19 protein-coding genes and 2 pseudogenes are annotated in these 20,836 nt (G+C 68.6%); 7 read left to right on the top strand and 14 right to left on the bottom strand.

All coding sequences use genetic code 11. The features are described 5' to 3' along the window. Positions 1–7 precede the first annotated feature (7 nt). Genes ASF20_RS06460 through ASF20_RS06450 form a run of 3 tightly spaced genes read right to left on the bottom strand, consistent with a single transcriptional unit; the run spans position 8 to position 2,621 of the window. Positions 8–547, bottom strand: coding sequence for a cupin domain-containing protein (locus ASF20_RS06460; RefSeq protein ID WP_056272209.1), 540 nt, complete (start codon positions 545–547; stop codon positions 8–10). 29 nt (positions 548–576) lie between these two features. After that, positions 577–1,518, bottom strand: a complete 942-nt coding sequence (locus ASF20_RS06455; protein WP_056272205.1) for an ABC transporter substrate-binding protein — start codon at positions 1,516–1,518, stop codon at positions 577–579. Next, entirely contained in the window at positions 1,518–2,621 is a 1,104-nt protein-coding gene (locus ASF20_RS06450; RefSeq protein WP_056272202.1) for an LLM class flavin-dependent oxidoreductase, read from the bottom strand. The genes ASF20_RS06455 and ASF20_RS06450 overlap by 1 nt, the downstream gene beginning before the upstream one ends. A gap of 312 nt (positions 2,622–2,933) precedes the next feature. On the opposite strand from ASF20_RS06450, the gene ASF20_RS06445 reads away from it, so the two are divergent. Together ASF20_RS06445 and ASF20_RS06440 are read left to right on the top strand one after the other, a co-directional pair. After that, positions 2,934–4,319 carry an FAD/NAD(P)-binding protein gene (locus ASF20_RS06445; protein ID WP_056272197.1) on the top strand — a complete coding sequence of 462 codons (1,386 nt, stop codon included), beginning with the start codon at positions 2,934–2,936 and terminating at the stop codon, positions 4,317–4,319. Positions 4,320–4,568: 249 nt separating this feature from the next. After that, positions 4,569–4,838 (top strand): hypothetical protein, encoded by a 270-nt coding sequence (locus tag ASF20_RS06440; protein WP_056273604.1) that lies wholly within the window; start codon positions 4,569–4,571, stop codon positions 4,836–4,838. 34 nt (positions 4,839–4,872) lie between these two features. On the opposite strand, the gene ASF20_RS06435 is transcribed toward ASF20_RS06440, so the two are convergent. Continuing rightward, positions 4,873–7,530 (bottom strand): glucosidase, encoded by a 2,658-nt coding sequence (locus ASF20_RS06435; RefSeq protein ID WP_056272193.1) that lies wholly within the window; start codon positions 7,528–7,530, stop codon positions 4,873–4,875. A 242-nt stretch (positions 7,531–7,772) separates the two neighbouring features. Further along, positions 7,773–8,393, bottom strand: coding sequence for a pyridoxamine 5'-phosphate oxidase family protein (locus tag ASF20_RS06430; protein WP_056272190.1), 621 nt, complete (start codon positions 8,391–8,393; stop codon positions 7,773–7,775). A 183-nt stretch (positions 8,394–8,576) separates the two neighbouring features. Here ASF20_RS06430 and ASF20_RS06425 point away from each other — a divergent pair, with 183 nt between their 5' ends. Then, positions 8,577–8,987: a DUF1236 domain-containing protein gene (locus tag ASF20_RS06425; RefSeq protein ID WP_056272187.1), complete on the top strand. Its 411-nt coding sequence runs from the start codon at positions 8,577–8,579 to the stop codon at positions 8,985–8,987. A 72-nt stretch (positions 8,988–9,059) separates the two neighbouring features. Here the strand turns inward: ASF20_RS06425 and ASF20_RS24560 are convergent, their stop codons facing one another. From ASF20_RS24560 to ASF20_RS06405, 6 genes are all read right to left on the bottom strand, one after another. Further along, positions 9,060–9,218, bottom strand: coding sequence for a hypothetical protein (locus tag ASF20_RS24560; RefSeq protein WP_200927195.1), 159 nt, complete (start codon positions 9,216–9,218; stop codon positions 9,060–9,062). A gap of 18 nt (positions 9,219–9,236) precedes the next feature. Beyond that, the gene (locus ASF20_RS24555) at positions 9,237–9,425 is read right to left on the bottom strand and encodes a hypothetical protein (RefSeq protein WP_200927194.1); all 189 of its coding nucleotides are present in this window, start codon (positions 9,423–9,425) and stop codon (positions 9,237–9,239) included. Between the two features lie 18 nt (positions 9,426–9,443). Beyond that, positions 9,444–9,818: a hypothetical protein gene (locus ASF20_RS06420; RefSeq protein WP_056272184.1), complete on the bottom strand. Its 375-nt coding sequence runs from the start codon at positions 9,816–9,818 to the stop codon at positions 9,444–9,446. A gap of 15 nt (positions 9,819–9,833) precedes the next feature. Then, the gene (locus ASF20_RS06415; protein ID WP_244476345.1) at positions 9,834–10,202 is read right to left on the bottom strand and encodes a hypothetical protein; all 369 of its coding nucleotides are present in this window, start codon (positions 10,200–10,202) and stop codon (positions 9,834–9,836) included. A 125-nt stretch (positions 10,203–10,327) separates the two neighbouring features. Further along, a complete protein-coding gene (locus tag ASF20_RS06410; RefSeq protein ID WP_056272181.1) occupies positions 10,328–10,849 on the bottom strand; it encodes an Hsp20/alpha crystallin family protein in 522 nt (173 codons plus the stop codon). Between the two features lie 133 nt (positions 10,850–10,982). Further along, positions 10,983–11,546: an Hsp20 family protein gene (locus ASF20_RS06405; RefSeq protein ID WP_056272176.1), complete on the bottom strand. Its 564-nt coding sequence runs from the start codon at positions 11,544–11,546 to the stop codon at positions 10,983–10,985. Between the two features lie 466 nt (positions 11,547–12,012). On the opposite strand from ASF20_RS06405, the gene ASF20_RS06400 reads away from it, so the two are divergent. Continuing rightward, positions 12,013–12,918, top strand: coding sequence for a ketopantoate reductase family protein (locus ASF20_RS06400; protein ID WP_056272173.1), 906 nt, complete (start codon positions 12,013–12,015; stop codon positions 12,916–12,918). Positions 12,919–12,971: 53 nt separating this feature from the next. On the opposite strand, the gene ASF20_RS24410 is transcribed toward ASF20_RS06400, so the two are convergent. Further along, complete coding sequence (locus ASF20_RS24410; protein WP_162242614.1) at positions 12,972–13,124, bottom strand: hypothetical protein; 153 nt, start codon at positions 13,122–13,124, stop codon at positions 12,972–12,974. Between the two features lie 105 nt (positions 13,125–13,229). After that, positions 13,230–13,552, bottom strand: a pseudogene (locus ASF20_RS23170) (transposase); the annotation flags it as partial. A 333-nt stretch (positions 13,553–13,885) separates the two neighbouring features. Here ASF20_RS23170 and ASF20_RS06395 point away from each other — a divergent pair. From ASF20_RS06395 to gmd, 3 genes are all read left to right on the top strand, one after another. After that, on the top strand, positions 13,886–17,503 hold the full coding sequence (locus ASF20_RS06395) for a rhamnan synthesis F family protein (protein ID WP_082501213.1): 3,618 nt from the start codon (positions 13,886–13,888) through the stop codon (positions 17,501–17,503). Positions 17,504–17,693: 190 nt separating this feature from the next. Beyond that, complete coding sequence (locus ASF20_RS06390; RefSeq protein WP_056272165.1) at positions 17,694–18,641, top strand: GDP-L-fucose synthase; 948 nt, start codon at positions 17,694–17,696, stop codon at positions 18,639–18,641. Between the two features lie 92 nt (positions 18,642–18,733). After that, positions 18,734–19,792, top strand: a complete 1,059-nt coding sequence (gmd, locus tag ASF20_RS06385) for a GDP-mannose 4,6-dehydratase (RefSeq protein WP_056272162.1) — start codon at positions 18,734–18,736, stop codon at positions 19,790–19,792. A 492-nt stretch (positions 19,793–20,284) separates the two neighbouring features. On the opposite strand, the pseudogene ASF20_RS06380 reads toward gmd, so the two are convergent. Continuing rightward, positions 20,285–20,738, bottom strand: a pseudogene (locus ASF20_RS06380) (transposase); the annotation flags it as partial. Between the last annotated feature and the right edge of the window lie 98 nt (positions 20,739–20,836).

Genomic DNA, 20,836 nt, shown 5'->3' with positions numbered 1-20,836 from the left:
CGTCTCGTCAGGGATGCTTGTGGATGGGGTCGACCCAGTGGACCGTCTCGGGCCGCTCGACGGGCTCGACCTCGGTGATGTTGACCACCACGGCCTCGTTGTCGGAGCGCACGAGGACGCAGTTCAGGGGCTGGTCCGGATCGGCGTTGATCTCCTGGTGCGGCACGTAGGGCGGCACGAAGATGAAGTCGCCAGGACCGGCCTCGGCCACGTATTCGAGCCGGTCGCCCCAGCGCATCCGGGCGCGGCCCGAGACCACGTAGATCACGCTCTCCAGGGCGCCGTGGTGGTGGACGCCGGTCTTGGCGTCGGGGGCGATCGCCACGGTGCCGGCCCAGATCTTCTGGGCGCCGACCCGGGCCTGGTTGATCGCCGCCTGCCGGAACATGCCGGGGGTCTGGGCCGTGTTGGCGTCGAGCTTGTCGCCCGGGATCACCCGCACGCCGTCGTGCTTCCAGCGCTCGGCCGGGGCCTCGTGGTCGTGCGGGTGATCGTCGTGACTGTGGTCGTGGTTGTCGTCGTGGTCGTGGTCGTGGTCGCCGTGCATGGCTCGCCTCTCGCGCTGGACTTCGCGGCCTATCGTACCGCAGCGGCGCCCGGTTCGAAGCTGCGATCGAGGATCGCCGCGGCCTTCGGCGCGCGGGCCTGCGGGATCAGCCCGGAGCGGACGTAGAGGTCGATGTTGCGCTGCTCGTCGGCGATGACGGCCTCGTCGATCGGCACGGCCCGGTACTGCGCCCGGGCGAACCAGCGCAGGGGCACCGCCTCGGGCAGGCCGATGAGCTTCGACCAGATTGCGGCGTAGGGGGCGGGATCCTTCAGGGCCCAGTCCCGGGCCGCCACGAGACGCCGGCCGAAATCGGCGAGCTGCGCCCGCTTGGTCGTCAGGGCGGCGTCGCTCGCCACCGCGAAGCTCAGGCCCGGGGTGATGCCGTTGCCGTCCCGGACCACCCGGGCGAGGCCGGCGAGCTCGGCGGTGGAGGTGTACGGCTCCCAGGTCGCCCAGGCGTCGACGCTGCCGCTGGCGAGCGCGATCTTGGCGTCCGCCGGCGGCAGGAAGCGCAGGGTCACGGCGCTGGCCGGCAGGCCCGCCTCCTCGAGGGCCGCGAGCACGACCTGATGGCCGATGGAGCCGCGATTGGTGGCGATGCTCTTCCCCTTCAGGTCCGCGACCGTCCGGATCAGCGAATCCTTCGCCACCAGGATGGCGAGGCCGTCCTGCCGGTTGCGGAAGGCGAGGAAGGCCTTCACCGGCACCCCGGCGGCGGCCGCGAAGGTGAAGGGCGCGTCGCCCACCCCGCCGGCATCGATCGCCCCGGCATTCAGCGCCTCCAGCAGCGGGGCCGCGGCGGGAAACTCGCTCCAGTCGAGGCGGTAGGGCAGGTCGGCCAGTACGCCGGCCGCCTCCATCAGCGCCCGGGCGTTGCCGCGCTGGTCGCCGACGCGCAGCACCGCCTCGTCGGCGCGGGCGAGACCGGCGAGGGCCAGAAGCGCGAGGACCGCGAGGGGAAGCCGCATCACGCCGCCTCCGCCCGGGTCGCGCGTTGAGCCAGCAGCCGGCGGACCGCCGGGATCAGGGTGCGGCCATACGCGAGGGTGTCCTCCAGGGGGTCGAAGCCCCGGATCAGGAAGGTGCGCACCCCGAGGTCGTGATAGGCCAGCAGCGCCTCGGCGACCTGCTCGGGCGTGCCCACCAGGGCGGTGGAATTGCCCGACGCCCCCGTCTCCCGGGCGATGGCGGTGTAGAGCCGCGTGTCGAGGCGGTTCCCCTGCGCCGCTGCGGCCAGGAGGCGACGCGAACCCTCGTTCTCCGGGGTCGCCGCCGGGCCGAGCCCCTGCGCGGCCTGGGTGGCGCGGGTCCGGGCCAGGATGTCCTCCGCCCGGGCCCAGGCGGCCTCCTCGGTGTCGGCCAGGATCGGCCGGAACGACAGGCTGAAGCGCGGGGACCGCCCGTGGGGCGCCGCCGCGGCGCGGACCGTCCGAATCGCCTCGCAGACTTGGTCCAGGCTCTCGCCCCAGAGGGCGTAGGTGTCGGCGTGCCGGCCCGCCACCGCGATGGCGGCCGGCGAGGCGCCGCCGAAATAGACCGGGATGCCACGCGGATCGACCGGCTTCACCTCGGAGAAACCGCCCGCGACCCGGTAATGCGCGCCGGCGAAATCGAAGGGGGTGGCGGCCGTCCAGGCCTGCCGGGCGATGGCCAGGAACTCGTCGGTGCGCGCGTAGCGCTGGTCCTTGGTCAGGTGGTCGCCGTCCCGGGCCAGCTCGCGGTCGTCGCCGCCGCTGATCGCGTGGAGCGCGACGCGCCCGCCCGTGAGCTGGTCGAGGGTAGCGAACTGGCGCGCCGCCACGGTGGGGGCGGTGAAGCCCGTGCGGTGGGCGATCATCAGGCCGATGCGCTCCGTCACCGCCGCGACCTGCGCCGCGAGCAGGAGCGCGTCGGGCGCCGTGGCGTAGAAGGCCACCAGGATGCGGTCGAACCCGCCCCATTCATGGGCCTGGGCCAGCAGGCGCAGGTAGTCCCGGTCGATGGCCGGGCCCGTAGGCGCGTGGATCTCGGACTGTTCGCGGGGGGCGGCGAAGCCGATGAACTCGACGGCGTCCGGTTCGAGGAAGCTCATGACGTCCCTCTCAAGGGTATGTGTCGGCGACGGGCGGCCGGGCTCGGCCAGGGCTCGCCGAGCCGCCTGCATCGTCCCGTTCACTGCCCCGCGAGTCAACGAGAACGTTCTTTTTAAAGAACCTACCAACGGAGGAGACCATCCCACGCCGCATCGGCATCCTGGAATATCCTGCGTCTATGCTCCCGCAGGCTCCGTTTCGGCGGAATTAGCCGCATACCTTCCGACCGCGTCGTCGCCGGAATACGCGCTTGTTCTCTAAAACGAACGTCCGTAAGAGCCCGGTGGAGTACCACCCGGGAGCCCATCGCCATGATCTCCACCCACCGGCCGCTTCCCATCGCGATCATCGGCGGCGGCTTCAGCGGCTTGATGGCGGCGGAGCAGCTGCTTCGCGCGCTGCCGGTGGACCGCCCCGTGCTCCTCTGCGAAGGCAGCCGCCCCTTCGGCCTCGGGCTCGCCTACGCCACCCCCAACCCGGACCATCTCCTGAACCTTCGGGCGAGCCAGATGAGCGCCGACCCGGAGCGGCCCGAGGACTTCGCGGACTGGCTGGCATGCACGCCCCTGGGTGCGGCGGAGCGGCAGGGAATTCGCGAGACCGAGGCCGGCACCTTCGCGGCGCGCGGGCTCTACGGTCGCTACCTCGCCGAGCGCTGGGACCACGTGGCGGCTGGGGCCGGCGACCGGCTGATCCCCCTGCGCGCGGCGATCCGCGACGTGGAGCCGGTGCCGGAGGGCTTCCGGCTGCACGGCGCGGGCGTGCCGCCCCGGCTCGTGGCGGGCCTGGTCCTGGCGATGGGCAACCTTCCGGGCCCGGCGCTCGCGCCGGGCCGGCACCGGCTCGATCCGTGGCACCCGGAGGCGTTCGGCACCCTCGACCCGGCGCGCGACGTGCTGGTGATCGGCACGGGCCTGACCATGATGGATTCGGTGGCGGCCCTGCGCCGCGAAGGGTTCGCCGGCCGCATCGTCGCCGTGTCCCGCCGGGGGCTGCTGCCGAAGCCCCACGCCGCCGTCCCGGCAGGCCGCTCCCCCGACCTGACGCCTCAGATCCGCAGCTCCGCCCGCGCACTCGTCGCCGCCATCCGGCGCGAGATCGCGGTGGCCCAGGCCGCCGACGCCGACTGGCGCGGGGTCATCGACGCCCTGCGCCCGATCACCGACGCCCTCTGGGCCGGGCTGCCGCGGGCCGAGCAGGCGCGAATCCTGCGCCATGTCCGCCCCTACTGGGACGTGCATCGCCACCGCACGGCGCCCCCGGCGGCGGAGGCGATCGCGGCCGAGATCCGCAGCGGCGGCCTCGTGGTCCGGGCCGGGCGCATCCTCGCCATCGACGAGGCGCCGGACGGGGCGGTGGTGACGCTGCGCCCGCGCGGCACCGACGGACGCGAGCGGATCGCGGTCCAGGGCATCCTCGACGCCACCGGCTTCAGCCGGCTCGCCGAGACCGACGACCCGCTGATCCGCAACCTGCTGGCGCGCGGCCTCGTCCGGCCCGGCCCGTTCGGCCTCGGGATCGCGGCGAGCCCCGGGGGCCGGGTCGCTGGCGCGTCGCACGACGCCCCGATCTGGGCCTTCGGGCCGATGCTGCGCGGCGTGGTCTGGGAATGCATCGCGGTGCCGGACATCCGCGACGCGGCCCGCCCCCTGGCCCGGGCGGTGGCGGAAAAGCTCGGCGACCGCCTGGCCGCCTGAGCCTTTCGCCGAAACGGTCCTCGGTGCGACGCCCCTCTCCGCCGCGCCGGATCTTTAGGAGCACATTCCCGGGCGATGCGGCTATCGTCTCTTCCATCGGCCGCACGGATACGCCGACGATCGGAGCCGACGCCATGAGCCAGCCGTCCCAGCATCACCGCCACCTCGCCTTCCGCCCCGCCCCCTGTCGCCGCTGCGTAGGACGCGACGCGACGCAGACAGGACAACAGTTCGGCGGGAATGACGACCATGAGCTTTCACACCACAGCCTTTGAGCCGACCGGGGCCGCGAACCCCGCGATCCTGGCCGGACCGCACAACGTCCGGCGAAGCTACGGCCGGGCGGCCGCCGCCGCGGCGATCGAGAACGGGCTCCTGCCGCAGGAACTCGCGGAGGTCCTGGCCGGCCGCAGTGTGGTCGAGGCCTTCCCGGTCGCCTGGCGCGAGAGCGTGTCGGACTACGCCGACCGCGCCGTCGCCGAGATGATGGTGGCCTATCTGAGCCAGCCCATCGCCTGAGGAGCGGGCGCCTCGACGGCCGCCCGGCGCATCCCTATCCGGCCGTCCTCCGGGCGCGGGTGTGCAGCAGGTTGAGGATCAGCGCGGTCCAGCCCGTCTGGTGCGAGGCGCCGAGGCCGCGGCCGGTGTCGCCGTCGAAGAACTCGTGGAACAGCAGGGCCTCTTCGGCGCCGGGGGCGGGCGGGATCGGCGGCCGGTCGCCGAAGGCCGGGCGGCGGCCCTCCGCATCCTTGGTGAACAGGGCGATCAGCCGGTCCTCCAGGGCGTCCGCGATGGCGGCCAGGGTCCGGTGGTCGCCGGAGCCGGTGGGGTATTCCACCAGGAAGTCGTCGCCGTAATAGGTGTGGAAGCGGCGCAGGGCCTCGATGATGAGGTAGTTCATCGGCATCCAGACCGGCCCGCGCCAGTTCGAGTTGCCTCCGAACATGTTCGAGGTGGAATCCGCCGGGTCGTAGCGCACCGTGAAGGAGGCGCCGAATTCGTTCAGCGCGTAGGGCTGGTCGCGGTGGGCCTTCGACAGGGAGCGGATGCCGTGGGCCGAGAGGAACTCGGCCTCGTCGAGCATCCGGCGCAGGAGCGCCTTCATCCGGTGGCCGCGCAGGAGCGACAGCAGCTTGCGGTCCTGCACGCCGCCCTCGTCCCAGCGGGAGACGAGGCAGGCGAGGTGCGGGCGGTGCTCCAGGAGCCAGTTCAGGCGCCGCGCGAAATCGGGCAGGCGCTGCAGCACCCAGGGCTCGATCACCTCGACGGCAAAGAGCGGCACCAGGCCGACCACCGAGCGGACCCGCAGGGGCAGCATGCCGCCGCCGGGGATGTCGACCTCGTCGTAGTAGAACGCGTCCTCCTCGTCCCAGAGGCCGAAGCCCTCGCCGCCCATGTCGGTCATCGCCTCGGCGATGAGCAGGAAGTGCTCGAAGAACTTCGAGGCGGTGCTCTCGTAGACGTCGTTGTGGAGCGCCAGCTCGAGGGCGATGCGCATCATGTTGAGGGCGTACATCGCCATCCAGGCGGTGCCGTCCGCCTGGTGGATGCGGCCGAAGCCCGGCGGCGGGCGCGAGCGGTCGAACACCCCGACATTGTCGAGGCCGAGGAAGCCGCCCTGGAAGACGTTGCGGCCGTCCGCGTCCTTGCGGTTCACCCACCAGGTGAAGTTGATGAGGAGCTTGTGGAACACGCCCTCCAGGAAGGCGAGGTCGCCGCGCCCGCCGCGCCGGTCCCGGTCGATCTCGAAGACCCGGTAGGTGGCCCAGGCATGGACCGGCGGGTTGGCGTCGCCGAACTCCCACTCGTAGGCCGGCAGCTGGCCGTTCGGGTGCATGTACCATTCGCGGGTGAGGAGCAGGAGCTGCTTCTTGGCGAAGTCCGGATCGAGCAGCGCCAACGGCAGGCAGTGGAAGGCGAGGTCCCAGGCGGCGAACCAGGGGTATTCCCACTTGTCCGGCATCGAGAGCACGTCCGCTCCGGCGAAGTGGCGCCAATGCGCGTTGCGGCCGTTGTCGCGCTCCTTGGGCGGCACCGGCTGCAGCGGGTCGCCCTTGAGCCAAAGCCGGACGTCGTAGGCATAGAGCTGCTTCGACCAGATCAGGCCGGCGGCGGCCTGCCGGTAGATGGCGCGGGAATCGGCATCCCCGATGCCGTCCTGCAGCGCCTCGTAGAAGGCGTCCGCCTCGGCGATCCGGCGATGGACGATGGTGCCCTCGCGGTCCACGGGGCGCAGGCGCGGGCCGGCCGCGAGGCGAAGGGTCACCCGGGTGGTCTCGCCCGGTTCCAACTGGCGGAAGTAGTGCAGCCCGAGCTTGGTGCCGGCATCGCGCCGCACGGCCCCGTCGTCGCCGTCCACGATCGCCGCGTGCAGGCCGTCCTTGAACGGGCCCGGAGCGTCGGGCTCCCAGCCGTGCAGGCGCAGGTTGGTGTCGTTCTCGCAGAACAGCGGGTCGGGATAGCCGTCGAAACTGAGGCGGTAGAGCCCGAGGCGGGGGTGCTCGCAGGCGATGCCGCCGTCGGGGCGCAGGGTGAGGGCCGGGCGCCGGTACGCCGCCGTCTCGCACCAGGACCAGGTGTTGCGGAACCAGAGCTGCGGGATGATGTGCAGGTCCGCCGTCTCGGGGCCGCGGTTCACCGCCGTGATCACCACGTGGATGTCCTCGACGTCCTCCTTGGCGTATTCCACCGTGACGTCGAAGAAGCGGTTCTCGGCGAACAGACCGGTGTCCTCGATCTCGTATTCCGGCTGGTCACGGCCGCGCTGCAGCCCCTCGCGCACGAGGTCGTCGTAGGGGTAGGGCCCCTGCGGGTAGCGGTAGAGGAACTTCAGGTAGGCGTGGCTCGGGACCGCATCGAGGTAGTGGTAGACCTCCTTGACGTCCTCGCCGTGGTTGCCCTCCTCGTTGGCGAGGCCGAACAGGCGCTCCTTCAGGATGTGGTCGCGCCCGTTCCAGAGGGCGAGGGCGAGGCACATCTGCCCGCGCTCGTCGCAGAGGCCGGCGAGCCCGTCCTCACCCCAGCGATAGGCCCGCGAGCGCGCCTCGTCGTGCGGCAGCGAGCGCCAGGCATTGCCGTCGCGGCTGTAATCCTCCCGCACGGTGCCCCATTGGCGCTCGCTGAGATACGGGCCCCACAGGGACCAGGGCCGCTCGCCGCGCCCCTGCTCGGCGATGCGGCGGCGCTCGGCCCAGCCGTCGAGCTCGCTCATGCCAGCCTCCCGGCGCCGGGCGCCCGGCGCGCCGCCGTCCCGGTCCGGGGCGGGGCAGGGCGGGCGGAGGGGTCGGCGGTGGGGCGGGGCGGGAGGAGGGCGATCATCAGGTCCGGGGAACTTCGGGGCAGGGGACTTCGGGGCGGGGAATTTCGGAACGGGAGGCGGCTCAGATGCATCATCAGCGCCAAGCCGGCCAGACGCCGTGCCGTATTCGCATCCGCGGACCCGGGCCCCGGAGGTCACCACATCGTCTGGCGCGCCCGCTCGGCCCAAGCCGCGTCGTAGGCCTCGCCGCCGACGCGCCCCCCGCTCAACCCGGCCAGGATCTCGCCGGGGCTCGGCAGGGTCTTCGGATCGACGTGGCTGTCCGGGCGCCACAGGCCCGAGCGGATCAACGCGCGGGCGCATTGGAAGTAGACCTCGCCCACGGTGATCACGAGGGCGGTGCGCGGCGCCTTGCCGTCCACCGCGAAGCTCGCGAGCAGGGCCGGATCGTCATCCACCACGGCCCGGCCGTTGACCCGCAGGGCGTTGCCGATGCCCGGGATGAGGAACATCAGCCCCACCCGCGGGTCGCGCACGACGTTGCGCAGGCTGTCGATCCGGTTGTTGCCGCGCCGGTCCGGCAGGATCAGGGTCCGGGGTCCGGCGACGCGCACGAAGCCCGGAACATCGCCGCGCGGCGAGCAGTCCAGCCCCTCCGGGCCGACGGTCGCCAGGGCGACGAAGGGCGCGACCGCGATGAAGCGCCCGTAATCCGGGGTGATGTGGTCGGCGACCTTGGTCGTCGAGGCCTCCCCGACGGCCCCGGGGGCTCCGTAGATGCGCTCCAGCTTTTCGATCGTCTCGACGGCCGCCATCGGTTTCCTGTCCCATCCTGGTGATCTGTACGCGCGAAACCTGGCCCCTCATGGAGACGCCTCGTGACGCCGCTGTGTCCGGCGCGACACGGGTCGGCTTTGTCGGTACGACCACCGGCACCGGACGGGCCGGGCCGCGTTGCCCGCTCGCAGCCGCATCCATCCGCACCGGAGACCCGCCCCATGACCCTCAAGATCCTCGCCGCCTCGGCCCTCGTCCTGGCGAGCCTCGGCCCGGTCCAGGCGCAAGGTCTCGTCCAGGGCGCGCAGGAAGGGGCCGCGCGGGGCGAGCTGGCGGCCGGCCCCCTCGGCGCGGTGGTGGGCGGCGCGATCGGCGCCGCCGTCGGCACGGCCAACGGTATCCTCGGCGTCGACCGGCGCGAGCGCTTCCGGATCTACGCCAGCGCCGAGCGGCGGCCGTCCTACGCCTATCCGGGCACCGTCCGGGTCGGCGCCGTGCTGCCCGAGGACGGGGTGGTCTACTACGACGTGCCGTCCGAATTCGCGCTGAAGGGCTACAACTACACCATCGTCAACGACCACCCGGTGCTGGTCGAGCCGGGCACCCGCCGCGTGGTCGAAGTCATCGACTGACCCGCGCCGGAGCGCGTCGGCCGGAGAGGCCCGAGCGGCACCTGCGGGGAGGGGCCCGCCACGACGGGAGAATCAAGCGGCGAGGCGGTCCTCCGCCTCCCGCAGGGGCGGCATGGCCGCCGCGGGGGCGGAGGGCTTCGGCCGCCACGCCGCGTCGAGGCTGAGGAGGGCGGCCCGGACTTCGTCCAGGCACGAGGGCTCCCCCTCCGCCATGCCCTCGGAGGCCGCCACCTCCTTGAGGTGTTCGTCCTAGGCCCAGCGCCTCAGGATCTCCCGCTTGACGCCGCGCATCAGGCGCGGGTGATCGAGGACGGCCTGGATGGTGCCGAACACTGCGGCCGGGTTGACGAGCGCACGCTCCCAGTCCGGGTCGCGGCGTCCAGGGTCCGGCGCTACGGATGGCGACCTGTGTCCGACGGCGAGGATGGTGTCACGCATGGGGGTCTCGCGCTCCAGTCAGGCACCGAGCGGCGCCGCGGCCTGCACCGCGACGCTGGCGGCGAGGATTACCAGGGCCACATCCCAGGCGGTCACATGCCAGGCGGTGACGTCCCAGGACCTCCCGCGCCGGGTATCGCCGGGTGCGTCGTCCCCGGTGATCGCCACGGCGAGCCAGACATAGCCGGCGCCCGTGAGGAGCCCTGCCAGGATCGCGCCCGCCAGGGCCGGCCCGGCCAGCCACGCCCGCAGGAGCACGGCGAGCCCGACGCAGAGGCCTGTTGTGACGACCCCGTCGACAAGGCGCGTCACGTCGGCGCCGTGCCACGGCATCCCGGCCCGGCGGTGCCCGTCCGGCCGATGGGGCGGGCTTTTCAGCGGAAAGGTCGGCATGCCGCACCTCCGCCCTCAGTTCAGGCCGTCCGCCGCAGCGGCCTCGCCCGCCTGGCCGTCGCGGGCGCAGATCCCCGCCACCGGTACCGCGTCCAGCGCCTGGAGCGCGGCCAGCACCGCGTCGAGGGGCACCGGCTCGGCCCGGCAGCCCTCGAGGCAGCGCAGGGCCGGGCAGGACTCGACGGTGCGCGAATCCGAGGCCCAGGAGGCCAGGACGGCGCGCTTCTCGGCGAGCGACAGGCCCGGATAGGTCAGCACCTCGCGCGGGTGCCGGAAGACGTCGCCCGGCGCGACGAAGGCCTCGAACGGATCGACGGCCGTCGCCCGGAGGGTCGCCGAGGCCAGCGGCCCCAGGCGCTCGATGGTCACGTCCGACAACTGCATGACATCCTCCTCTTCGTGAGCAAGAGTCTCTGGGTGAACGGGGATCTCCTCGGGAGCGCGGGATCGGCGGGCGCGACCCGAGGGTCCGCGCCCGCCGCGTCAGGCCGCCCGGGCTCGGGCGCCGGTCAATGGGCCGTCCCGGTCTGCACGCCGCCGGTGATCGCGATGCGGCGCGCCGAGGCCGGAACCTGGGCCGAGCGGGGCAGGGTCACGCTGAGCACGCCGTTCGAAAAGGTAGCCTCCGCCTTGTCCTCCTCGACCGCGAACGGCAGCGCGATCGTCCGCTCGAAGCGGCCGTAGGCGCGCTCCGTGTAGCCGCGGGCCGCGTCGCTCGTCTCTGAGCGCTTCTCGCCGCGCAGGGTGAGGACACCGTCCTCGATCAGCACCTCGACATCCTTCTCGTCGAGGCCCGGCAGCTCGGCCGAGACCCGCAGGCCCTGGTCCGTCTCGACGAGTTCGACGCTGGGCCAGCCGGCGGCGCCCCGGCCGAGGGCGGAGGCGCCGTTCAGGCCGCTGAAGACGTCGTCGAACAGGCGGTTCATCTCGCGGTGGAGGGTCAGGACGGGGCTCAGCGGCTCGGACCGCATCGGCCCGAGCACGGCGGCCCCCGCGTTGCGCGTCCAGGGAAGAAGATCTCTCACACTCATGTGCACTCCATCAGCAGGGTTGACGTCCAAAGGTTTTTCGCGGGCCCGGAGGTCTTCACGGCACCACGGGTCCGCGAGGGATCGGATGTCCGAACGGGGCCGGATTCGGATCGCCCGGCGACCGGGCGGGGCATCAGGCGGCCTCGGGCTGTCCCTGGCCGTGGGTGCTCTCGCCTGTCCTTTGGCTTTCGACGCTCCGAGCGCCGGGCTCTTGCGTTTCCCTCGGCTCGGGTTTCCCGATCCGGGCCGGCGCGTTATCCTGTCCGACGGCGCCCGGGGCCCCGCCGATGGCGATGCGGCGCGGCTTCAGAGCCTCGGGAACCGCGCGCTTGAGGTCGACGGTGAGGAGCCCGTTCTCCAGGGACGCCCCGAGCACGGTGACGTGTTCGGCGAGGTTGAAGGTCTGGCGAAACGACCGAGACGCGATTCCCCGGTGGAGATACTGCCGCTCGCCCTCCGGGCCCGTCTTCTGGCCGGAGACCAGCAGGGTGGTGTCGTGCTGGACGAGGTCGATCTCGTCCGGCGTGAAGCCGGCCACCGCCATGGTGATGCGATAGCTGTCCTCGGCGGCCTTCTCGATGTTGTAGGGCGGCCAGGCCGTCGAGGCCTCGACCCGCTCGGCCTGGGTCAGCAGATCGAACAGCCGGTCGAAGCCGACCGAGGACCGGAACAGGGGTGACACATCGTAAGTCCTCATGACCACATCCTCCGTTGAGCAACGTGATGACGAGGGACGCCGGACGCGTGCGCCGGCGCCCTGATCGCGGGCCATCGAGCCCCGCACGCGCGAAACGTCGTCGTTTGCGTGCGGTTCCGGGCCGCGATCGATTTTTTTCGGGGTTCCGTTGCCTCGGCACGGCATCCGGGGGCGCCGCCTGCACGGCGATCACGCCGATGGGCGTCCGGGCGGCGGTGACCGGTGGTCTCGGGCGGCCCCTGCTCGGCCGTTCCTTGGTGGAGGCGGGCCTGCGGATTCTGCAGGCCCCCGAGCGCGGGCCGGCCCTGCCGAGAACGGAGGTCCCGGTGATCGGCGCGGACCGCGCGGGCGAACTCCGACGCCCCGCATCATGGTCCCGACCGGGAGCCTCGCGGGGGCGACGCTGGCCCTGCGCGTCGCCCTGCCGTAAGCCACCCGCCTGGATCGCATAGAGGGAGAGCCTGCGATGAAGGTGGCCGTGATGGGGGCGGGGTCGGTGGGGTGCTATTACGGCGCCATGCTGGCGCGCGCCGGGGCCACCGTCACCCTGGTCGGACGGGCGGTCCACGTGGACGCGATCCAGGCGCGCGGCCTCCTCCTGGAGACCGCGGCCGGGCAGGAGGCGGTGCGCCTGCAGGCCACGACCGAAGCGGCGGGGGTGGCCGGCGCCGACGTGGTGCTGGTCTGCGTCAAGTCCGGCGACACCGAGACGGTCGGCCGGACGATCGCCCCGTTCCTGACGCCCGACGCAGCGGTGCTGAGCTTTCAGAACGGCGTCGACAACCCCGAGCGGCTCCAGGCGGTTCTCGGCCGGCCGGTGGTGCCGGTGGCGGTCTACGTCGCGACCGGGATGCCCGGCCCCGGCCATGTCCGGCATTACGGCCGGGGCGACGTGGTGATGGGTCCGTTCCCCCGCTGCGCCGAGGTGGCCGCGCTCTTCGCCGCCGCCGGCATCCCGACGGAGGTCTCCGACCGCGCCCTCGACGCCCTCTGGGGCAAGCTGATCGTCAACTGCGCCTACAACGCCCTCTCGGCGATCACGCGGCTGCCCTACGGCCGGCTTCTCGGAGTACCGGGCATCGACGCCGTGATGACGGACCTCGTGGCCGAATGCGTCGCCGTCGCGCAAGCCTCGAGCATCGCGGTGGCGCCCGACATCCTGATCCAGGTCCTCGCCCTCGCGGCGACCATGCCGGACCAGATCTCCTCCACCGCCCAGGATCTGGCACGAGGCAGGCCCAGCGAGATCGCCCATCTCAACGGGTTCATCCTGCACAAAGGCCAGGCGGCCGGGATCGCCACGCCGGTCAATCAGACGCTGACGGCGCTGGTTCGGGCGCTGGAGGGACGGGATGGGCCAGGTTTGTCCTGAGCCAAGCTCAGAGGACCGTTCGCCGAGCCCGGCCGAGGACAGGCCGGAACGGTTCAGGCAGCCGGTGCGTGCTCGCCCATCACGCGGGCAGACAAGCCCGCATCAAAGTGTAGGGCCTGGCTCCGGAACTGCGACGCGAGGCTCGGGTCCAGCGCGGCGACCAAGCGGCTCGCGGCGGCATAGGCGATGGGGGAGACCTGCCGCACCCGCGTGGCGTCTCTGCGATCAACGAGGGCCTGGATTTCCTCGAGGCTCGCGCCGGTTGTCGGTCAACCCCCGCCGAGAACATCTCGCGCCGGTCAAAGCTCGGCGCGAGCTTCTCGGTCCGTGGTGCTTTCGTGGGTCTCGTTCGAGCGCGTTTGCCCCCATGAAGTCGACCTCGACTTTGCGCCTGCCGGCGGACGGCGGCGGCGGATCTTTCCCTTAATCGGTGCCGCCATGATCCTTAGGCCTGAAACGCTTGATCGAGGCCTATGCCTCGATCAAGCGTCCCATCGACGCTGGAATGGTCGCTGGATAGAAGCCGGTCGCGGTTCTGGGTGACGCGCGAATGATCCCAGGCCTGATCGTCGATGCCCAGCCCAAAGAACCAAAGGAACAGCAGGTCGAACTCCCGCCGCTCAGTCAGCTGCCGCGAAATTAGCGCACTTTGTCACGGGTCGGGATCCTAGAGACGTGCGATGATCGCCACGACGGAAGCAACCGAGACAACAACCGCTTGGGGTGGCCGCCGGAAAGGAACCGGGCACCAGCTGCAAATCGTGTTTAGCAGCATGGCACGCAGTCTACGATGCATTGCAGTCGGCGAAGGCTGAGTGCTATCAGGGCCACGCTCGGCCAAGGAGCCTGCGCAATAAGCTAGCCCTCGTTCGGTTCGGCGCATGCCGGGGACATCTCTGGGCGTTTTTTGAAGAGACGACGTCCCGAGCCTCGGCGTCTCGCCTCCCATGGCATGGTTTGAATTGGCATGAAGTTTCTGCGGAAGAGGAAAGCTTTTCAGCGACATATCGGCCTGATTCGCAAGACGGTCCTGTTTAGCGAAAGATTTTATAAGAAAAACTACGGCCTTAGCCGCTACGTTAGCGCGGAACGGCACTTCTACACCATCGGCTGGAAGATGGGCTTCAACCCTTCACCGTTTTTCGACACGTCATTTTACCTCAGTGCCTACCGCGACGTTCAAGAATTCGGCATCAATCCGCTGATCCATTATCTACTGGACGGCGGCCCCGAATTGCGCCGTCCATCGGACGACTTCGACGTTCAGGCTTTCATCGCCGCGCATCCGACCCTCCACGTTACGAAGAAAACGCCTGCGGAGCACTGCGTCGAGCTTTACGGGAACTACCACTGGCGCGATCGATCCGCGCCACGGCTGACGACGTCCAATGCGGCCTTGGCGACCTTCCGGTCGGTCTTCAATGCCGACTTCTACGTGTCCCACAATCCAGACGTTGCTGCAGCAAACATCGATCCGCTGCAACACTTCATCCATAATGGTCAGTTCGAGCACCGCGACCCGGCCTCCGGCTTCGATTCCGACTTCTATTACCGGACGGTCGTACGGCAGGGGGGGCACGCGAAAAGCCTCGTCGACACCTATCACGAGCAGGTACAGCACACCGTCCCGCAGACGGCGAACGCCGAGTCGCTCTCTATCGACCTGAGCCGCCGCCCCGCCGAGGCGCCCGCGCTGCGCCTCTGCGTCCATGCGCATTGCTTTTACCCGGAATTGATCAAGGAACTGATTCCGGGCTTCCGCAACCTGCCGGCAAACGCCACTCTCGTCCTCACCGCCGTCTCGTCGGCCGATGCGCAGTTCATCGCTCGCGCCTTGGCCCGACATTCAGTGACGCAACCCACCGAGATCCGAGTCGTGCCGAACCGGGGCCGCGACATCGCCCCCTTCCTGGTGGGATGCCAGGACCTCTGGCGCGCCTTCGACATCGTCCTGCATCTGCACACCAAGGTCAGCACCCACGTTTCCTGGGGCGAGGAGTGGCGCCACTACCTCTTCGACCAGACCTTGGGATCGAAGGCGCTCGTCGACTGGGTCCTGGAAAGCTTCGCGACGGACCAGATGCTCGGCTGCCTGTATCCGCGCAACTTCTATCGGATCCGCGAATATGTGAATGCCGAGCAGAATAGCCGCGCAATCGGCGACTTCCTCGCTACCCTCGGACTTCCGGCCGATGCCGGCGTCCAGCCGGACTACCCGGCGGGGTCGATGGCCTGGTACCGGACCGCAAGCCTGGCGCAGATTGCCAACGCACTCACGACCCTCGATCGATTCGAGGAGGAGGCGGATCAGGTAGACCTGACGCTCGCGCACGCCTTGGAGCGGATCATGACGCTGGTCGTGCGCGCCTCGGGCTACGCGGTGCGCAACTACATGACCGAGCGACGGGAGCGCCTGATTCCGGTCTTAGGGCTGCCTGATCGCGAGAGCAGCACAGCGACAGCCGCCACGCTCTGGCCGCGGGATACGCCGCGGATCGCCCGCTGCCCGCCGCTCCCGGTGGCGCCCGTCAACCGGCTCTACAACCCAAAAGCTCTTGACGTGCATTGGGTTCTGCCGGCTTTCGCACAGGGTGGCGCTGGTGGCCACATGACGATCTTCCGACTCGTCGAGTGCCTCGAACGCTTTGGACATCACCAGACCCTCTGGCTGCAGAATGCCGGGCACTTCGCCGATCAGGCGCTAGCCAAGCGCCTGATCCAGCGATGGTATCGGCCGATCGGCTCGCGGGTCCATGTACGTTTCCTGCCGGACGACGTACGGCAAATCTCGGCCGACGTGCTCATCGCCACGGATTGCTGGACTGCCTATCCGGTCGCGCAAGTGCAGAACGTCAAGGACCGCTTCTACCTGATCCAGGACTTCGAGCCCTCCTTCCACGCAGCCGGAGACCTGAACCTGATCGCCGAGGCCACCTACGATTTCGGGTTGGCGAATCTCTGTGCCGGGAATTGGCTCCTCGAACTTATGCAGGCGCGCGGCGGCTGGGCGCGGGCCTGGGAGCTTTGTGCCGACCACGACGTCTATTTTCCGGGCAAGACGCTGCCCGCGGCCGTCAACCGGCCGCTCCGCATTGCCTTCTATGCACGCCGCTACACGCCGCGCCGGGCCGTCACGCTTGGCTTCGCAGCCTTCGCCCTGTTGCAAGAGCGCGGATTTCTATTCCGGGCCGAGTTGTTCGGCGAAGCGGACCTGAAGTTCGACGAAGCGTTCCCGCATGTCCAGCACGGCATCCTGACTCCGAAGGAGCTCGGCGAACTGTACCGTGCCTGCGACCTCGGTGTGGTCTTCTCGACGACGAACTACTCGCTCATTCCACTGGAGATGATGGCCTGCGGCCTGCCGGTCATCGAGATCGACACCGAGAGCACTCGGGCGATCTTCAAGAACGACGAAGTCACCTTCACGGGTCCGATGCCATACGTTATCGCCGACGCGATCGAGAGCCTCGCCGCCAATTCGGATCGCCAGGCCCTGCAACGGGCGCGGGGCTTCGCCTTCACGCAGGCGACCTCCTGGGAACGCAGCGCTCGCGTATTGGAGGGCGCCCTCCTGGAGCGGCTCGGCGAGACCGGCTTCACACCGGTCTCCCTCGAGACGTTTCCCGCGCCCGCCTCGCTGAAAGGCGCCCATGCCACGGTCTTCATCCCGACCTACAATGCCGGCCCGGATTTCACCCGTGTCCTCGACGCGCTGTCCCGCCAGAATTGCGATTTCCCCTACGATGTGCTCGTCATCGACAGCGGCTCGACGGACGGCACCGCCGAGCGCGTGCGGGCGCGCGGCGGCAAGTTCCGGGTCGAGACGATCGACAAGGCCGCGTTCCAGCACGGTCGGACGCGCAATCTCGGAATCGCCCGATCGGAGGGCGATTACGTCGCGCTGCTGACCCAGGATGCCTGTCCGAAGGACGCGCGGTGGCTGTCGGCCCTGGTCGGCGGCTTCGCGCGAGGCCCGCGCGTCGCGGGCGTGATCGGCCGGCACGAGGCCTATCCGGACCACGATCCCTTCACCCGGCGCGATCTGCAGGAGATGTTCGACCGCCTCGCCCTCCTGCCCGATGTGATCGATCGCGAAACCGGCCTGCCGAGCTTCTTCTACCCGGGTGGCCAGAGCTGGGCGATGACCCTGCAGTTCTACTCGGACAACAATTCGGCGATGTCCCGGGAAGCCTGGAAGATCCTGCCTTATCCGGACGTCGAGTGGGGCGAGGACCAGATCTGGGCGGCGGAGGCCCTGAGGCTTGGCTTTCAGAAGGCCTATGTCGACGAGGCAGTGGTCTACCACTCCCACGCCTTCGACGCGACGCAGCAACACACTGTCTCGGCCACGGAGGGCCAGTTCTGGGCCGAACGTTTCGGGATCGAGCTGCACCCGGATGCAGAGGCGGCGGTCATGGGGATGAATGAGCGTGACCGAGCGTTCGCTCTAGAGACGGGGATTTCCGACAAGGTCCTCTCAAAGAGGTACTTACACAATCAGGCGACCGTGAAAGGACGTTGCGCTGGTTTTGACATGGCTTACGGGGTAGACATATCGCCTCGGTTTTCTGCAAAGCGGGCATGACTGAGCAGTTTCAACGCATCAAGATTTCGGTCAGTCGCCCGAGCTTGCATCGTGTTAATGTCGCGTCGCGGTGGCCGCGTTGCGCAACGCGCGGCAGTCATGGCTCCACTGACGCTGCTCGATCGAACGGTTTTTGTGGCTGAGACTATGTTTTGATAATCAGCGTATCTTCTGAGGATCTAGCCGTCCGATGAATTTGACCTATGATTTGTCGGGAAAGCGTGTCCTTGTCGCCGGCCATCGCGGCATGGCTGGATCGGCTCTCGTGCGACGGCTCGCCGCAGAAACCTGCACGATTCTGACCCTCGGGCGAGATACGGTCGACCTGCGGCGTCAGGCCGAGGTCGAACGCTGGATGGCGGCGGAACGGCCGCAAGCGGTGTTCCTTGCCGCCGCCAAGGTCGGCGGGATCGTCGCCAACGACAGCGCCCCGGCCGATTTCCTCTACGACAACCTCATGATTGAGGCGAACCTCATACAGAGTGCGCATGCGGTCGGCGTCGAGAAGCTGCTGTTTCTCGGGTCTTCCTGCATCTATCCGAAGATGGCGCTCCAGCCGATTTCGGAGGACGCCCTCCTGAGCGGACCGCTCGAACCGACCAACGAGTGGTACGCGGTCGCCAAGATCGCCGGCCTCAAGCTCTGCCAAGCCTATCGCAGGCAATACGGATGCGATTTCATTTCGGCCATGCCAACTAACCTCTACGGGCCGGGAGACAATTACGATCTTCGGGGCAGCCATGTCCTGCCGGCCCTGCTGCGCAAGGTACATGAAGCTAAGCGCGAAAGCCGGGACACCATCACGCTTTGGGGGACGGGTACGCCATTCCGGGAATTCCTGCACGTGGATGATCTAGCCGATGCCTGCGTTCACTTAATGAAACTGTATTCCGGGGAAGGGCCGATCAATGTCGGCTCCGGCCAGGAGCTCACGATTCGCGCGCTGGCTGAGGTCATTGCCGAGGCGCTCGGCTGGCAGGGACAGTTGGTCTTCGACATCACCAAACCCGACGGCACACCGCGCAAGCGCCTCGACACCACTCAACTGGAGAGCCTCGGCTGGCGGCCGCGCATCAGCCTGCATGAGGGGATTGCCGACGCCTACGCCTGGTTCCGGAAACATCACCCGGAAGCCTGACATAGGACTTGTAAATCGGCTGCCGAGTTGAAGCCCGCTGTTCAGGCCCGCTCGCAACCCCTATTTTTCTCGTGGCCCCGAAGGAGCGAAGCATGTCGAAGACGCAGAAAACAGCTCTGATCACGGGCGTCACGGGACAGGATGGCGCCTATCTCGCGGCCTTGCTACTGGAGAAGGGCTACATCGTTCACGGCATCAAGCGCAGATCCTCATCTTTCAACACCGGACGAGTGGATCACCTTTACGAAGATCCACGCTTCGCGCCGACGGATTTCCACATGCATTACGGTGAGTTGACTGATGCTACCAACCTGATCCGGATCATGCAGGAGACCTTACCGGACGAGGTCTACAATCTTGGCGCCCAGAGCCACGTTCAGGTCAGCTTCGAGACCCCTGAATATACCGCCAATTCCGACGCCATCGGCACCCTGCGCCTCCTAGAGGCGATCCGAATCCTCGGTCTGAGCCAGAAGACGCGGTTCTATCAGGCCTCGACCTCAGAGCTTTACGGCAAGGTCCAGGAGGTGCCCCAGCGCGAGACCACGCCGTTCTATCCGCGCAGCCCTTACGCGGTGGCCAAGCTCTACGCCTACTGGATCACGGTGAACTACCGTGAAGCCTACGGCATGCATGCCTCGAACGGCATTCTGTTTAACCACGAAAGCCCGATGCGGGGCGAAACCTTCGTCACGCGCAAGATCACCCGCGCGGTGGCCGCGATCGAGGCTGGACTGCAGCCCATGCTCTATCTCGGCAATCTCGACGCCATGCGCGACTGGGGACATGCCAGCGACTATGTCGAGGGCATGTGGCGCATCCTCCAGCAGGACGTGCCCGACGACTACGTACTCGCCACCGGCGAGATGCACTCGGTGCGAGAATTTGTCGAGCGTTCATTCGCCGTCGTCGGTCGGACGATTGCGTGGCAGGGAGAAGGCGTCGCGGAGGAAGGCCTTGACGCGAAGACCGGCCAGGTTCTCATCAAGATCGACCCGGTTTATTTCCGGCCTACAGAGGTTGACCAACTCCTTGGCGATCCAACCAAGGCGCGCGAGAAGCTCGGATGGAACCACACGATCAAGTTTTCTCAAATCGTGGAAGAAATGGTCCGCGCCGACATTTCGGCCATATTGCCCCAATCAAAATAGGCTCCGCCTTATACAACCAGTAAACATTTAAGCAGACTACTTCGGCACCGTCTGGTCCATTATTTTTTAACTTTCTGCCGAGAGATTTCTAGTGCGCCTATCGTATCTGAGCGGATGGGTACGCTGCAGAGCGAACTCTGCTACGTCGGCGTACAACCGAACCGGAAAGCCGCCGACGGGACCGGGACGTATTGCCTCCCCCCGAACCACGGAAGACACGATCACGGTTATGAGGGTGCGCATCTGTTAAGATCAGAGATCGGTCCACTCTGGACGATCTTCACCAGACCCCGACGCTGCTCCCCGCTCGGTTTGGAGGATCTGCCCGGCACCTTCCCGTCGGCGAGCCCTGTCAGACCGCTTGCGCTGCCCTGCAGGACCCAGATGTGCGCGATCTGAAGCGCCATGTTGCCGATGCGGGTCGCCTGGTGCGCGAGCCACATTCGTAGAAAACCGATCCGACATCCTTGACCCGCAGGAACCATCCATACACGGATTGAAGTCGGGGCTGTACGGCGGAAAGCAGAGAATCCGTGCGCCGGCCGCCTTTATGGCGGCTTGCGCGGCCTGACCCTTCTAACTGCCGAGGTTGTTCATGACGACGATGTCACCGGGAACAAGTTCGGGCACCAAAAACCTGATCGACGTGAGCTTGGAAGACCTCGCGGTTGATCGGCCCGTCGAGCACGAACGGTGCGGCGATCCCGGACAGGCGTAGGCCCGCCACCAGGGTCGCGGTCTTCCAATGGCCATGCGGCAGGGGCGAGCGCAGCCGCTCGCCACGGGAAGACCGTCCGTACCGCCGGGCCATGTTGGTCGAGGTCCATGTCTCGTCGAGGAACACGAGGCGGGCCGGATCGAGATCGGGCTGGCCCTCGAACCAGGCCTCGCGGGCCGCCTTTACATCCGGGCGGCCCTGCTCTGTGGCATGGGCTGACTTTTTTTGTAGGTGATACCAACCCTCACTGATCAGAACGCATGGGCCCATCGGCGCAATCCGATGGACATGAGGCGCCAGGGTTGGGCGATGATCTTGTTCCAGGT

Source organism: Methylobacterium sp. Leaf88 (assembly GCF_001422795.1).
Classification (GTDB): domain Bacteria; phylum Pseudomonadota; class Alphaproteobacteria; order Rhizobiales; family Beijerinckiaceae; genus Methylobacterium.
Note: the sequence above shows the minus strand (reverse complement) of the source record. Positions and strands in the feature narration are given on the sequence as shown.